We start from the raw sequence: 13,924 nt of genomic DNA on the forward strand, positions 1-13,924 counted from the left end.
CACTACACCGCAGGCTGCGATCCTTTGACCTGCAAAAGCTTTTTGACAGCATCACATTTCAACAGGTTAGAATCGCTGGCACGCAGACTGCATGGTCAGTTTGTGCCCGCCTTTCAGCTTTCTGGAGTACTGCCTTTGAATGCGACGACCATCAACAGCCTGTTCTTGATCGGCGCGTTGCTGGTAGGTGCGAGCATTCTGGTGAGTTCCCTTTCGTCACGCCTCGGCATCCCGATTCTGGTGATCATCCTGGCCGTCGGCATGGCGGCCGGCGTCGATGGCGGCGGCATTATCTTCGACAACTACCCCACGGCTTACCTGGTCGGCAACCTCGCACTGGCGGTAATCCTGCTCGACGGCGGCTTGCGTACCCGGGTCTCGAGCTTCCGCGTGGCGTTATGGCCGGCGCTCTCATTGGCCACGGTCGGGGTGCTGATTACCACCGGGCTGACCGGCATGGCGGCCGCCTGGCTGTTCGACCTGAACCTGATCCAGGGCCTGCTGATCGGCGCCATCGTCGGCTCCACCGACGCCGCGGCGGTGTTCTCGCTATTGGGTGGCAAGGGCCTGAACGAACGGGTAACCGCCAGCCTGGAAATCGAATCCGGCAGCAACGACCCGATGGCGGTGTTCCTCACCGTCACCCTGATCGACATGCTCGCCAGCGGCCAGACCGGCCTGCACTGGAGCCTGCTGACCCACCTGCTGCGCGAATTCGGCATCGGTGGCGTCATCGGCCTGGCCGGTGGCTGGCTCATGTTGCAACTGGTCAACCGCATCAACCTGGCCACCGGCCTGTATCCGATCCTGGTCATTGCCGGTGGCCTGGTGGTGTTTGCCCTGACCAACGCCCTGCACGGCAGCGGTTTCCTTGCCGTGTACCTGTGCGGCCTGGTGATCGGCAACCGTCCGGTGCGCAGCCGCCACGGCATTTTGCACATGCTCGACGGCATGGCCTGGCTGGCGCAGATCGGCATGTTCCTGGTACTGGGGCTGTTGGTGACACCTCACGACCTGCTGCCTATTGCCTTGCCGGCGCTGGCACTGGCGCTGTGGATGATTCTGTTTGCCCGGCCACTGTCGGTGGTGGTCGGCCTGCTGCCGTTCAAGGCATTCCACGGTCGCGAGAAAGCGTTCATTTCCTGGGTCGGCTTGCGCGGCGCGGTCCCGATCATTCTCGCGGTGTTCCCGCTGATGGCCGGCCTGCCCAACGCCCAGCTGTATTTCAATCTCGCCTTCTTTATCGTGCTGGTGTCGCTGCTGGTTCAGGGCACGAGCCTGCCGTGGGTCGCCAAGCTGCTGAAGGTGACGGTACCTCCGGAGCCTGCACCCATCTCGCGCTCGGCCCTGGAAGTGCATGTCACCAGCGAGTGGGAGCTGTTCGTTTATCGCCTCGGCGCGGAAAAATGGTGCATCGGTTCGCCCCTGCGTGAGCTGAAAATGCCCGAAGGCACCCGTATTGCCGCCCTGTTTCGTGGTCAACAATTGCTCCATCCGTCGGGTAGTACAGTGCTGGAAGTCGATGATTTGCTGTGTGTTATCGGCCACGAACACAACCTGCCGGCCCTCGGAAAACTCTTCAGCCAGGCGCCACAACGGGGCCTCGACCTGCGCTTCTTCGGCGACTTCGTACTCGAAGGAGACGCCCAGCTGGCCGCGGTTGCGGCCCTGTATGGCCTTAAGTTCGAAGGCATCGATCCGGACATGTCCCTGGGCCGCTTCATTGCCCAGAAAGTCGGCGGCGCGCCGGTGGTGGGTGACCAGGTGGAATGGAACAACACCATCTGGACCGTGGCGGTCATGGACGGGAACAAGATCGGCAAAGTGGGCGTCAGATTCCCCGAAGGAAGTCGCCCGGGTCCCGGACTCTTCCTCTAAACTGCTTCCACTCTCACTTGCTTGACCGGTCTTTATGCCTAACCTGCGCTCCCTTTTCGCCATTGCCCTTCTGGGCTTGAGTCTCTCTGTCGGCCCCCTTGGTTTTTCACAAGCGGTACAAGCGGCCGAACCGCCCTCCAGCGAAGCCGTGCAAACGAGCCTGGACAAGATTGCCGACCGCAAACTGCCGGAAGCCGATCAGAAGGCTTTGCAATCCGTCCTGCAAGGCACGCTGAACCAGCTCAACAACAAGCGTGACTACGAGCAGAAGCTGATCGAGCTCAAGCAAACGTTGAGTTCTGCACCCAAGCAGACGATCGAGAACCAGCGCGAACTGACCCGCCTCAAGGCCAGCCCTGTGGTGCCGGTGGCGCAGCGCTTCGCCAAAGAGTCGATCCAACAGCTGGAGCAAATGCTCACTGAGCGCTCCACCCAGCAAAGCGACCTGCAAAAAGCCCTGGGCGATGCCAACAGCCTGATCATCACCGCCCAGACCCGCCCCGAACGCGCCCAGGCGGAGATATCCGCCAGTCAGACGCGCATTCAGCAGATCAATAATATCCTCAAGAACGGCAAGGACGCCGGCAAGACCCTGAGCGCCGAGCAGCGCGACCAGCTCAATGCCGAACTGGCAGCGCTGAACGCCCTGATCCCGCTGCGCCGCCAGGAACTGGCCGGCAATACCCAATTGCAAGACCTCGGCAACAGCCAGCATGACCTGTTGTCGGAGCGATCCGACCGCCTGGACAAGGAAATCCAGGAGCTGCAAACCCTGATCAACCAGAAGCGCCTGGCGTTGTCCCAGGAAACGGTCACCCAGCAGTCCATCGAAGCGCAGAAGGCCGGCGGCAGCAGCCTGCTGGCCACCGAAAGCGCGGCCAACCTGAAGCTCTCGGACTACCTGCTCAAAAGCACCGACCGCCTCAACGAAGTCACCCAGCAGAACCTGCAGACCAAGCAACAACTGGACAGCCTGACCCAGAGCGATTCGGCGCTGGACGAGCAAATCAACGTACTCAAAGGCAGCCTGCTGCTCTCGAAGATTCTCTACAAACAGAAACAGGCGTTGCCGCGCCTGCGGCTCGACCGCAACCTGGCCGACCAGATCGCTGACATTCGCCTGTATCAGTTCGAAGTCAGCCAGCAACGGGAACTGCTGAGCAACCCGACCACCTACGTTGAAAACCTGCTGTCGACCCAGCCGCCCGAGCAAGTCACGCCGCAGTTGCGCAAAAGCCTGATGGAACTGGCCACCACCCGCGCCGACCTGCTGGAGCGGCTCAATCGTGAACTGAGCGCGGTGCTCAATGAATCCATCACCCTGCAACTGAACCAGAAGCAACTGCTCAGCACCGCGCAAAGCCTGCGGGCGACGCTCGATGAACAGATGTTCTGGATTCCCAGCAACAAGCCGCTGGACCTGGAGTGGATTCACAGCGTGCCGGATCGCCTGCAGCGTCAGCTCGATTCGCTGCCGGTACTGTCAAGCCTGAGCGAACTGACCGATGGCCTGACCCAGCGCCCGCTGCTGTTCCTGCCGTTGGCCCTGCTGATCGGTGCGCTGCTGTGGCGGCGCAAGAGTCTGTACGCACGACTGAACAAGGTTCACCAGGACATCGGTCACTTCAAGCGCGATAGCCAGTGGCACACCCCGCAGGCGATTCTGATCAATGTCCTGCTGGCGATGCCGGTTTCCCTGGGCCTCGCCTTGTGCGGGCTGGCCCTGCAAATCGACGCCCGCGGCCAGAACGCCAATATGGGCGCGGCGCTGCTGCAAATGGCCGGGGCCTGGCTGGTGTTCTACACCGCCTACCGGATCCTCGCGCCGGGTGGCGTGGCAGAACTGCATTTCCGCTGGGAAAAGCCCCAGGTGGAATTCCTGCGCAGATGGATCCGCCGCCTCGGCATCGTGGTCATGGCCCTGGTGACCGTTGTCGCCGTTGCCGAACTGCAACCGGCGGCACTGGCCGATGACGTGCTCGGCATGCCGGTGGTGCTGATCTGCTACGCCTTGATGACCTTGCTGCTCAGCCGCTTGCTCATCAGCAGCCCGACCCACGAGAACGCCTCGCTGTTCCGCAAACTGGTGGGGATCCTGTTCACCGCCCTGCCCATCGCGCTGTTCGTGGCGGTGTGCTTCGGCTACTACTACACCGCGCTGAAGCTCAGCGACCGCTTGATCAATACCCTGTACCTGCTGATGTTCTGGCTGGTGATCGAAGCCACCTTCGTGCGCGGCCTCAGCGTGGCGGCCCGGCGGCTGGCCTACCAGCGCGCCCTGGCCAAGCGCCTGGCCGCCAAAGAGGCCGGCGACGGCGAAGCGGTGATCGAAGAACCGACCATGGACATCGAGAAGGTCAACGAACAGTCCCTGCGCCTGATCCGCCTGGCGCTGCTCGGCGGCTTCATGGCGGCGCTGTACTGGGTCTGGGCCGACCTGATCACCGTGTTCTCGTACCTGGACAACATCACCCTCTACGAATACACCAGTGGTACCGGCGCCAACATGAGCATGGTGCCGATCAGCATCGGCGACATGCTCGGTGCGCTGATCATCATCGGCATCACCTTCGCCCTGGCGCGCAACTTGCCCGGCCTGCTGGAAGTCTTCGTACTGTCCAAGCTCAACCTGGCCCAGGGCAGTGCCTACGCGACCACCACGTTGCTCTCGTACGTGATCGCCGGCGTCGGCTTCGTCTCGACCCTGTCGACCCTGGGCGTGAGCTGGGACAAGTTGCAATGGCTGGTGGCGGCGCTGTCGGTCGGCCTCGGTTTCGGCATGCAGGAAATCTTCGCCAACTTCATTTCCGGCATCATGATCCTGTTCGAACGTCCGGTGCGGATCGGTGACACCATCACCATCGGCAACCTGTCGGGTACGGTGAGCAAGATCCGCATCCGTGCCACGACCATCACCGACTTCGACCGCAAGGACATCATCGTCCCCAACAAGACGTTCATCACCGGGCAACTGATCAACTGGTCGCTGACCGACACCATCACCCGGGTGACCCTCAAGCTCGGCGTCGACTACGGCTCGGACCTGGACCTGGTGAAAGAACTGCTGCTCAAGGCTGCACGGGACAACCCGCGCGTCCTGAAAGACCCGGAGCCGCATGTGTACTTCCTGAATTTCGGCGAAAGCACCCTCGACCACGAGTTGCGCATGCACGTGCGCGACCTCGGCGACCGCAACCCGGTGCTCGACGAGGTCAACCGCTTCATCAACCGCGAGTTCAAGAAGCAGCACATCAACATCTCGTTCCGGCAGATGGAGGTCTACCTCAAGAACCTGCACGGCCAGGAATACAAGATGGTGCCGATCGAGCCGGAAGCGAAAACCATCGTGCCGATCGTCGACGGCAAGCCGGCGCAAGAACCGCCCGCCGCCAAACTCGACTAACCGGCCTTTCCCCAGCAGAATGCTCGGACATTCTGCTGGAGCCGGCCCTTGAAAGCCCTCGACGAACTCACCTTCGATAATCGCTTCGACCGCCTGGGCGACGCGTTTTCCGCCCATGTGCTGCCCGAGCCCATCGACAATCCGCGCCTGGTCGTGGCCAGCCCCGCCGCCATGGCCCTGCTGGACCTCGACCCGGCCGAGGCCGAAACCCCGGAGTTCGCCGAACTGTTCAGCGGCCACAAGCTCTGGGCCGATGCGATTCCGAGGGCGATGGTCTATTCCGGGCATCAGTTCGGCTCCTACAACCCGCAACTGGGCGACGGTCGCGGTCTGTTGCTCGGCGAGGTGCACAACGAGGCCGGCGAACACTGGGACCTGCACCTCAAGGGCGCCGGCCAGACGCCGTTTTCACGCATGGGCGATGGCCGGGCGGTACTGCGTTCGTCGATCCGCGAGTTCCTCGCTTCCGAAGCCCTGAACGCCCTGAATATCCCGACCACCCGCGCCCTGTGCGTGATCGGCTCCGACACCCCGGTGTGGCGCGAAAAGCAGGAGCGCGCGGCCATGGTCCTGCGCCTGGCGCCAAGCCATGTGCGCTTCGGTCACTTCGAATATTTCTACTACACCAAACGCCCCGAGCAGCAGAAAGTGCTGGGTGACCACGTGCTGGCCATGCACTTCCCAGAGTGCCTGGAACAACCGGAACCGTACCTGGCGATGTTCCGCGAAGTGGTCGAGCGCAACGCCGAACTGATCGCCAAATGGCAGGCCTATGGCTTCTGCCACGGAGTGATGAACACCGACAACATGTCGATCCTGGGCATCACCTTCGACTTCGGCCCGTTCGCCTTCCTCGACGACTTCGACGCCAACTTCATCTGCAACCACTCCGACGACCAGGGCCGTTACTCCTTCAGCAACCAGGTGCCGATTGGCCAGTGGAACCTCAGCGCGTTGGCGCAGGCCCTGACGCCGTTCATCAGCGTCGAAGCCCTGCGCGAAACCCTCGGCCTCTACCTGCCGCTGTTCCAGGCCCATTATTTGGACCTGATGCGTCGCCGTCTCGGCCTGACCACGGCGGAGGATGACGACCAGAAACTGCTGGAGAACCTGCTGCAACTGATGCAGAACAGCGGCGTCGACTACAGCCTGTTTTTCCGCCGCTTGGGTGATGAAGCACCGGAACAGGCGATCACCCGCTTGCGCGACGACTTCGTCGACCTCAAGGGCTTTGATGCCTGGGGCGAACGCTATGTCGAGCGGGTCGCCCGTGAAGGCGCACTTGATCAGGAGCAGCGCCGCCAGCGGATGCACGCGGTCAACCCCCTGTACATCCTGCGCAATTATCTGGCGCAAAAGGCCATCGATGCGGCAGAGAGCGGCGACTATTCAGAAGTTCGACGACTGCACGCGGTGCTGAGCAATCCGTTCGAGGAACAACCGGGGATGGAAAGCTACGCCGAGAGGCCGCCGGAATGGGGCAAGCATCTGGAGATCAGTTGTTCGTCGTGAGGCGCTACACAATTGAAAATCTGGAGACCTGTCTCCAGATAAGGATCATTCGCTTTCGACTGGACGACTTGTCATGACCGACCCACTCCTCATTCCCTGCCCCCACTGCAACGGCCTCAACCGCATCCCCGCCGAGCGTCTCAACGACCACCCGAAATGCGGACGCTGCAAGGCCGACGTGCTGCTGAACAAGCCGTTTGAATTGAAACAAGGCGACTACGCCAGCCAGATCAAGGGCGATCTGCCGCTGCTGGTGGACGTGTGGGCGGACTGGTGCGGGCCGTGCAAGTCGTTTGCACCGGTGTTCGAGCAGGCAGCCGGGCAACTGGAGGGCAAGTGCCGATTGGCCAAGCTGGACAGTGAGGCGAACCAGCAGTTGTCGGCGCAGTTGGGGATTCGCTCGATCCCGAGCCTGATCCTGTTCAAGAACGGCCGGGAGATCGCCCGGCAGAGCGGGGCTTTTCCGTTACCGCAGTTGATGGCCTGGCTGCGTAGCCAGGGTATCTGAAGCAACACAGCCCCTGTGGGAGCGAGCTTGCTCGCGATGACGATGTGTCAGTCGAAGATAATATTGACTGTCAGTCCGCTATCGCGAGCAAGCTCGCTCCCACAGTGTTTTGTTTCGCCTGGAAGATCACGCGTTTTCCAGCAGGCTGTGCAATTCGACAAACTGCTGGGTCAGCTTGTGTCGCGGGTCGAGATGGATCAGCGGCGTGTTGGCCTGGTGGGATTCGCGCATGCGTACCGAGCTGGCCAGGTAAACCGGCAGCACCGGCAGGCCCTCGGCGATCAGTTCGTCGAGGATTTGCTGGGGCAGGCTTGCGCGGGCCTGGAACTGGTTGACGACGATGCCTTCGACTTCCAGGCCTTCGTTATGGTCGTCCTTCAACTCTTCGATTTCCGCCATCAGACCGTAGAGTGCCTGGCGTGAAAAACTGTCGCAATCGAAGGGAATCAGCACGCGATCGGCGGCAATCAATGCAGAAACCGCATAGAAATTCAGCGCTGGCGGGGTATCGAGGTAAATCCGGTCGTAGTCTTCGCTCAGTTCCTCAAGCAACTTACGCAGCTTGTTGATCTTGTGCTTTGCTTCAAGCTTTGGCTGCAAGTCCGCCAGTTCAGCGGTGGCGGTAATAACGTGGAGGTTATCGAAGGGGGTTTCGTAGATGTCGACCTGATTCTTTTTGGAGAACGGCCCGGAAGACAGCGTCTGCTTGAAGAAATCGGCGATGCCCATCGGGATGTCGCTACCGGTGAGCCCCGTCAGGTACTGAGTGGAGTTGGCCTGGGCATCGAGATCCACCAATAAGGTGCGAAAACCCTCGCTGGCACTGACCGCCGCCAGATTGCAGGCAATGCTGGATTTGCCAACGCCACCTTTCTGATTGAACACCACGCGCCGCATGTCAAAACCTCCGTGTATCAAAGAATGACCGAGTGTAGTGGTGCACGGCGTTGCTTCGCTACCTTGTCGGCACAGGGACTACACAGTCAGTTGCCTTCTCCTGCTTGAAAAGCCGTGAACGTCCCGAAGGTTTGACGCAGGAACCGACAGACGGAGCAGTGATTATGTGAATAATTACCAATCACTCAGTTTTTGCGAGCCAGTCGCCGCATCTTGTTGAGCAAAATGTAACCAGCATTTGCTACAGGTTCCCGGCACCGGGATAATGCGCGCCACTCGGCGGCAAACGCCGCGCTGGGTGAGTCTCGGCTCTCGGCCACTCCCCGCGTCAAGTAAGCCCGTGAGGGCGGGATGAATGTCTGTGATCAACTTCAACATCGCCCAATGGCGCGCCTGGGCCCCGGGGCTTGAGAGCGTGAGCGACTGGCAGGCCTGGAGCCAGCAACCTGTCGTGCTGCCGGACAGCGATGCTGCTCCCGACGTTTCCTTTCTACCGGCCATGCAGCGCCGCAGGCTCAGCCGCCTGGCACGGATGGCATTCAGTGTCGGCTGGCCATTGGCCGAAGGCCGGCAGGATCTGCCATTGGTCTTTGTTTCCCGTCACGGCGAAACGCCGCGCACCGTCGACATTCTGAGTGATCTGGCCACCGATCAGCCGCTGTCGCCGACCCGGTTCAGCCTGTCGGTACACAACGCGATTATTGGCTTGTGGTCGATCATGCGCGGTGAAACCAGCGAAATGACGGCCCTGGCCGCCGCAGGCGACGGCCTGGAGCATGGCATGCTCGAAGCGGCCGCGCTGCTGGCCGAAGGCTCTGGCGCGGTACTGCTGGTGGTCACCGAAGAGCGGCCGCCCGAGGCCTACTCGACCTGGATCGACGACGTGCCGTTCCCTTATGCCGTCGGCCTGCTGATCACACCAGGCACCGACTGGCAGTTGTCCCTGAACAGCCCCTCGGATGCGTTGTCCAAATCCCGCTGGCCCCACGCGCTGAATCTGTTGCGTATGCTGCTCGGCCAGCAAACCACCTGCCAACATGCCTGGAAAAATCGTGTATGGACCTGGCAACGCAACCCGTGACCGAGAAAAACCGCGACGCCTATTACTGGCGCTTGCTGGCCACCGCCGCGAGCTTTGCCCTGTTCGGGTTGGGCGGCCTGTGCCTGCGCCTGGTGGTTTTTCCTGTGCTGAACTGCCTGCCCGGCGACGCCCGCACCCATCGGCTGCGGGCCCGGCAAACCGTCAGCCGCTGTTTCTGGATTTTTGTGCGCTTCATGGCCCGTACCGGGGTGCTGACCTACGACATTGAAGGCGCGGAAAAACTCGGTCGTCCCGGGCAAATGATCCTTGCCAATCACCCCTCGCTGATCGACGTGGTGTTTCTGATCGGCCTGGTGCGTCACGCCAACTGCGTGGTCAAGCAAAGCCTCTGGGAAAATCCGTTCACCCGCGGACCGCTGCGCTGCACCGATTACATCAGCAACGACGGCAGCATGGACATGCTCGACGCGGCTGCCGATGCGCTGAAAGACGGCCAGACCCTGATCATTTTCCCCGAAGGCACGCGCACCCGGCCCGGGCAGGCACCGGCCTTTCATCGGGGCGGTGCGGCAATCGCCGTGCGGGGTGCGAAAATCCTCACCCCGGTCATTATCAAGGTCAACCCGACCACATTGACCAAAGCCGAGCCCTGGTATCGCATCCCCAAACGCCGCGTGCACTTCAGTTTTCGGGTTGGGGCCGATATAGACCCACAGGTCTTCGCCTCGCTTGGGCCGGCTCCGCAAGCCTCGCGCAAGCTCAACGATTATTTGCATTCTTACTTCATCAAGGAGCTCGCCGAAGATGAGCGATCGGAACACCCATAGCCTGGTGCTGGAAATCAAAGAGCTAATCATCGAAGCCCTGGGCCTCGAGGACATCAGCGCCGAAGACATCGGCAACGAGCAGACGCTGTTCGGCGAAGGCCTGGGCCTGGACTCGGTGGACGCCCTGGAACTGGGCCTGGCCATCCAGAAAAAGTACGGTATCAAAATCGATGCCGATGCCAAAGACACTCGTAATCACTTCAGTAACGTGGCGAGCCTTGCGGCGTTCGTCACTGCAAAACAGGCAGCTTGAGACCGGACCATGCAAACTCGTGACGACATTTTCAACACCCTGCGCGATGCCCTGGTCGAGCTCTTCGAACTGGACCCCGGGCGTGTGAGCCTGGAATCCAACCTGTATCAGGACCTGGAAATCGACAGCATCGACGCGGTCGACCTGATCGATCACATCAAACGTCAGACGGGCAAGAAAATCGCCGCCGAAGAATTCAAATCGGTGCGTACCGTCAGTGACGTGGTCGAGGCGGTCTACCGTCTGGTTCAACCGGCCGCATGAGTCGTTTGATTGGCCTCGGCCTGCTGCTGGCAGGCCTTTTGTATCCCTTTGCGGTGTATTTCGGCATGGAGCACTTCGCCCCCTGGCAGTTCGGCCTGCTGCTCGGCGGACTGTGGCTGGCCCGGGCGCTGACCGGCAAACGTCGGCCCGGCAGCCTGTGGATGGCGACGGTGGCCATGGTGTTCTGCCTGTTGCTGGCACTGCTCGACAGCCCGGCGCTGTTGCGTTGGTATCCGGTGTTGATCAGCGTCTTCATGTTGGTGCTGTTCGGCTCGAGCCTGACATTCGGCCCACCGATCGTTGAACGCCTGGCCCGGGTGCGCGAGCCGCAATTGCCGGCCGAGGGCATTCGCTATACCCGTCAGGTGACCATCGCCTGGAGCGTTTTCTTTCTATGCAACGGTTTGTGTGCTGCCGCCCTGACCCTTTGGGCGCCGCTGAGCTGGTGGACGCTGTACACCGGCCTGATCTCCTACGGATTGATAGGCCTGATGTTTGCCATTGAATGGCTGATACGACTTAGGGTACGAGGCCACCCATGAATTGGATAAAACTTGAGCACCTGCTGCTCAAGGCTCAGCCGGACCGCGCCATCACGACCGGTCCGGCACTGGATCACGCCCGACTCTGCGAACACGCGCTGAGCCTGGCTGCCGGCCTGCAAGCCCGGGGTGCACGACAGATGGCCGTGCACCTTGAGGATGCCGCCGACCTGGCGATTGCCCTGCTCGGTGCCTGGCGTGCCGGGGTCAGCGTGCTGCTGCCGTCCGACCTGCAACCGCAGACCCGCCACCGCTGGTCAGGCGAAGTTGATCTGTGGCTGACCGATCTGCCCGACGACTCGCACCTTGGCGATTTCCAACAGCCACCGCTCAGCGCCGCCGCGCTGGATCTGGATAACTGCCGACTCAGCCTGTGCACGTCCGGTTCCAGTGGCGAGCCCAAGCGCATCGAAAAAAACCTGCGTCAACTGGCCAATGAAGTCGAAACCCTGGAACAGCTGTGGGGCTCTGGCCTGGGCCCGGCGTGCATCATTGGCAGCGTCGCCACCCAGCACATCTACGGTCTGTTGTTTCGGGTACTGTGGCCGTTGTGCGCCGGACGTCCGTTCGTACGTCGGCAATTGGCGTTCCCGGAAGATCTGCAACGTGCCAGCCGCGAGCACCCGGCCTTCGCCTGGGTGGCCAGCCCGGCGCTGCTCAAGCGCATGGGCGACAACCTCGACTGGCCGGCCTTGAGCTGCGTACGCCGGGTGTTTTCCTCTGGCGGCGCATTGCCGGTCGAGGCCGCACAGAGCCTGCATGAGCGTCTCGGGCAATGGCCAACGGAAATTTTCGGCAGCTCGGAAACCGGCGGCATCGCCTGGCGTCAGGGCGCTGAACTCTGGCAGCCCTTTGCCGATGTCACGCTGACTCAAGACAGTGAAGGGGCGCTGCTGATCGCTTCGCCCTACTTGCCTGACGGTCATGTCGAACAGACTGCCGATTCAGCACGCATCGCCGTCGATGGTCGCTTTGAATTGCTCGGGCGACTGGACCGGATCGTCAAACTGGAAGAAAAACGCATCTCGCTGCCCATGCTGGAGCAGGCGCTGATGGCCCATGACTGGGTCAGCGAGGCGCGGCTCGGCGTGGTACGGGAGAACCGCGCTTCCCTGGGGGCCTTGTTGGTCCCGAGCGAAGCCGGTTTGCATGCTCTGCGCAATCTGGGCCGACGCAGCTTCACCGAGCAATTGCGCCAACACCTGAGCCAACACTGCGAAACCCTGGCCCTGCCAAGGCGCTGGCGCCTGCTGCGACAACTGCCGCTGAACGCTCAGGGCAAGCTGCCCCAGGCCGACGTCGACGCCCTGCTGTTGGCGCCGCGTCCCAAAACTCCAGAGGTGCTGGAGCAAGTCGAAAGCGAGGGCGAGTGGAGCCTGCAACTGGCCGTGCCACCGGACCTGGCCTATTTCAGCGGTCATTTCCCCAAGGCACCGGTATTGCCTGGCGTGGTGCAGGTGGACTGGGCGCTGAGCCTGGGCCGGCAACTGATGAACCTGCCGGAGAAATTCGCCGGCATGGAAGTCTTGAAGTTCCAGCAACTGGTGCGCCCGGGAGATGAAATCCAGCTGCACCTGCGCTTCGACCCGGTGCGCGGCAAACTGTATTTCGCTTATCGCAACGAAACTGCCACCTGCTCCAGCGGGCGGATCTTGCTGGAGGCGGCGCATGTGTAAGTTTGGTGTGTGCTGCGCACTCATTCGCGAGCAAGCCCGCTCCCACATGGGGTCCACGGCGTTCACAACTCCAGTGTGGGAGCGGCGGTGCGACGATTCGACTTGCTCGCGAAGCAGACACCTCGGTCTTTCAGGTGTACACCAACATGCATAGCCCCTGCGCCATTGTCCCGGTGTACAACCACGAAGGCGCCATCACCACAGTGGTCGATGCGCTGATCGCCAGCCATCTGCCGTGCATCCTGGTGGACGATGCCAGCAGCCCGCACTGCGCCCGGGTACTGGACCGCCTGGCCCAACGTGAAATGGTTTACCTGATCCGCCTCGCCGAAAACCAGGGCAAGGGCGGCGCAGTCATGACCGGCTTGCGCGAAGCTTCACGCCTGGGCTTCAGCCATGCCCTGCAGGTGGATGCCGATGGCCAGCACGACCTGCAGGACGTCAAACGCTTCATCGAACAATCACGCCGCCACCCACGGGCGGTGATTTGCGGTTATCCGCAATATGACGCCAGCGTACCGAAAGGCCGTTTGTATGCGCGCTACCTCACCCACGTCATGGTCTGGATCAACACCCTGTCGTTGCAGATTCGCGACTCCATGTGCGGTTTCCGGGTCTACCCGCTGCCACCGGTGCTGGCGTTGATCGAGTCGGCGAAAATCGGCAAGCGCATGGACTTCGACTCGGACATCCTGGTGCGCCTGGCCTGGCGCAATCAGCCGATGTTATGGCTGCAAACCAAAGTCCGTTACCCGCTGGACGGCGTTTCGCATTTTCGGATGTTCCACGACAACGTGCTGATTTCCAGCATGCACACTCGGCTGTTCTTCGGCATGTTGCTGCGCTCACCCATGATCCTCTGGCGACGGTGGCGGACATGAGTGCCGACAGACAACACTGGGCCGACCGCGAGGAGCGCGGCAGTTTCTGGCTGATGAAGCTCACCGCAATCGGTGCCAAAGTGCTGGGCCGTCGAGTACTGAGTCCGGTGTTGTACGGCATCGTCCTGTACTTCTTCCTGTTCGGTCGCAGTGCCCGACACAGCGCCTGGCAATACCAGCAACGCCTGGCCGACTGGAGCGGGCGCAACGAACTGCGCCCGAGCCATTGGCGGGGGTTTGG

12 protein-coding genes and 1 pseudogene are annotated in these 13,924 nt (G+C 61.7%); 12 read left to right on the top strand and 1 reads right to left on the bottom strand.

The genetic code is table 11. The annotated features are described in order from the left end of the window. Positions 1–135: 135 nt before the first annotated feature. The 4 genes from PMI26_RS22035 to trxC all read left to right on the top strand — a co-directional run bounded on the left by PMI26_RS22035 (position 136) and on the right by trxC (position 7,301). On the top strand, positions 136–1,878 hold the full coding sequence (locus PMI26_RS22035; RefSeq protein WP_033047592.1) for a potassium/proton antiporter: 1,743 nt from the start codon (positions 136–138) through the stop codon (positions 1,876–1,878). Positions 1,879–1,912: 34 nt separating this feature from the next. After that, entirely contained in the window at positions 1,913–5,281 is a 3,369-nt protein-coding gene (gene mscK / locus PMI26_RS22030) for a mechanosensitive channel MscK (protein WP_007972189.1), read from the top strand. Positions 5,282–5,329: 48 nt separating this feature from the next. Next, entirely contained in the window at positions 5,330–6,793 is a 1,464-nt protein-coding gene (gene selO, locus PMI26_RS22025) for a protein adenylyltransferase SelO (RefSeq protein ID WP_007972191.1), read from the top strand. A gap of 73 nt (positions 6,794–6,866) precedes the next feature. Continuing rightward, on the top strand, positions 6,867–7,301 hold the full coding sequence (gene trxC / locus PMI26_RS22020; protein WP_007972193.1) for a thioredoxin TrxC: 435 nt from the start codon (positions 6,867–6,869) through the stop codon (positions 7,299–7,301). A 126-nt stretch (positions 7,302–7,427) separates the two neighbouring features. On the opposite strand, the gene PMI26_RS22015 is transcribed toward trxC, so the two are convergent. Next, positions 7,428–8,198 (bottom strand): ParA family protein, encoded by a 771-nt coding sequence (locus tag PMI26_RS22015; RefSeq protein WP_007972195.1) that lies wholly within the window; start codon positions 8,196–8,198, stop codon positions 7,428–7,430. A gap of 355 nt (positions 8,199–8,553) precedes the next feature. Here PMI26_RS22015 and PMI26_RS22010 point away from each other — a divergent pair, with 355 nt between their 5' ends. From PMI26_RS22010 to PMI26_RS21975, 8 genes and pseudogenes are all read left to right on the top strand, one after another. Beyond that, complete coding sequence (locus PMI26_RS22010; protein ID WP_007972199.1) at positions 8,554–9,279, top strand: beta-ketoacyl synthase chain length factor; 726 nt, start codon at positions 8,554–8,556, stop codon at positions 9,277–9,279. Further along, positions 9,255–10,067: a lysophospholipid acyltransferase family protein gene (locus tag PMI26_RS22005; RefSeq protein WP_007972200.1), complete on the top strand. Its 813-nt coding sequence runs from the start codon at positions 9,255–9,257 to the stop codon at positions 10,065–10,067. The genes PMI26_RS22010 and PMI26_RS22005 overlap by 25 nt, the downstream gene beginning before the upstream one ends. Further along, entirely contained in the window at positions 10,045–10,320 is a 276-nt protein-coding gene (locus PMI26_RS22000) for a phosphopantetheine-binding protein (protein WP_007972202.1), read from the top strand. The genes PMI26_RS22005 and PMI26_RS22000 overlap by 23 nt, the downstream gene beginning before the upstream one ends. 9 nt (positions 10,321–10,329) lie before the next feature. Continuing rightward, a complete protein-coding gene (locus PMI26_RS21995) occupies positions 10,330–10,584 on the top strand; it encodes an acyl carrier protein (RefSeq protein ID WP_007972204.1) in 255 nt (84 codons plus the stop codon). Continuing rightward, complete coding sequence (locus PMI26_RS21990; RefSeq protein ID WP_007972206.1) at positions 10,581–11,126, top strand: hypothetical protein; 546 nt, start codon at positions 10,581–10,583, stop codon at positions 11,124–11,126. The genes PMI26_RS21995 and PMI26_RS21990 overlap by 4 nt, the downstream gene beginning before the upstream one ends. Then, complete coding sequence (locus PMI26_RS21985; protein WP_007972207.1) at positions 11,123–12,802, top strand: acyl-CoA synthetase family protein; 1,680 nt, start codon at positions 11,123–11,125, stop codon at positions 12,800–12,802. Before PMI26_RS21990 ends, PMI26_RS21985 begins: the two co-directional genes overlap by 4 nt. Before the next feature lie 146 nt (positions 12,803–12,948). Next, positions 12,949–13,683 (top strand): glycosyltransferase family 2 protein, encoded by a 735-nt coding sequence (locus PMI26_RS21980; RefSeq protein ID WP_007972208.1) that lies wholly within the window; start codon positions 12,949–12,951, stop codon positions 13,681–13,683. Continuing rightward, positions 13,680–13,924 (top strand): annotated as a pseudogene (locus tag PMI26_RS21975) (glycosyl transferase); the annotation flags it as partial. The gene PMI26_RS21980 and the pseudogene PMI26_RS21975, both read left to right, overlap by 4 nt.

This window comes from Pseudomonas sp. GM33 (assembly GCF_000282295.1).
In the GTDB taxonomy this organism is placed as follows: Bacteria; Pseudomonadota; Gammaproteobacteria; order Pseudomonadales; family Pseudomonadaceae; genus Aquipseudomonas; species Aquipseudomonas laurylsulfatiphila.

What these genes read in the sequence shown, in the direction of transcription:
- mscK (WP_007972189.1), top strand. Translation starts at nt 1,913, where the DNA reads ATGCCTAACCTGCGCTCCCTTTTCGCCATTGCCCTTCTGGGCTTGAGT.
- trxC (WP_007972193.1), top strand. Translation starts at nt 6,867, where the DNA reads ATGACCGACCCACTCCTCATTCCCTGCCCCCACTGCAACGGCCTCAAC.
- PMI26_RS22015 (WP_007972195.1), bottom strand. Translation starts at nt 8,198, where the DNA reads ATGCGGCGCGTGGTGTTCAATCAGAAAGGTGGCGTTGGCAAATCCAGC.
- PMI26_RS22010 (WP_007972199.1), top strand. Translation starts at nt 8,554, where the DNA reads ATGTCTGTGATCAACTTCAACATCGCCCAATGGCGCGCCTGGGCCCCG.
- PMI26_RS22005 (WP_007972200.1), top strand. Translation starts at nt 9,255, where the DNA reads ATGGACCTGGCAACGCAACCCGTGACCGAGAAAAACCGCGACGCCTAT.
- PMI26_RS22000 (WP_007972202.1), top strand. Translation starts at nt 10,045, where the DNA reads ATGAGCGATCGGAACACCCATAGCCTGGTGCTGGAAATCAAAGAGCTA.
- PMI26_RS21995 (WP_007972204.1), top strand. Translation starts at nt 10,330, where the DNA reads ATGCAAACTCGTGACGACATTTTCAACACCCTGCGCGATGCCCTGGTC.
- PMI26_RS21990 (WP_007972206.1), top strand. Translation starts at nt 10,581, where the DNA reads ATGAGTCGTTTGATTGGCCTCGGCCTGCTGCTGGCAGGCCTTTTGTAT.
- PMI26_RS21985 (WP_007972207.1), top strand. Translation starts at nt 11,123, where the DNA reads ATGAATTGGATAAAACTTGAGCACCTGCTGCTCAAGGCTCAGCCGGAC.
- PMI26_RS21980 (WP_007972208.1), top strand. Translation starts at nt 12,949, where the DNA reads ATGCATAGCCCCTGCGCCATTGTCCCGGTGTACAACCACGAAGGCGCC.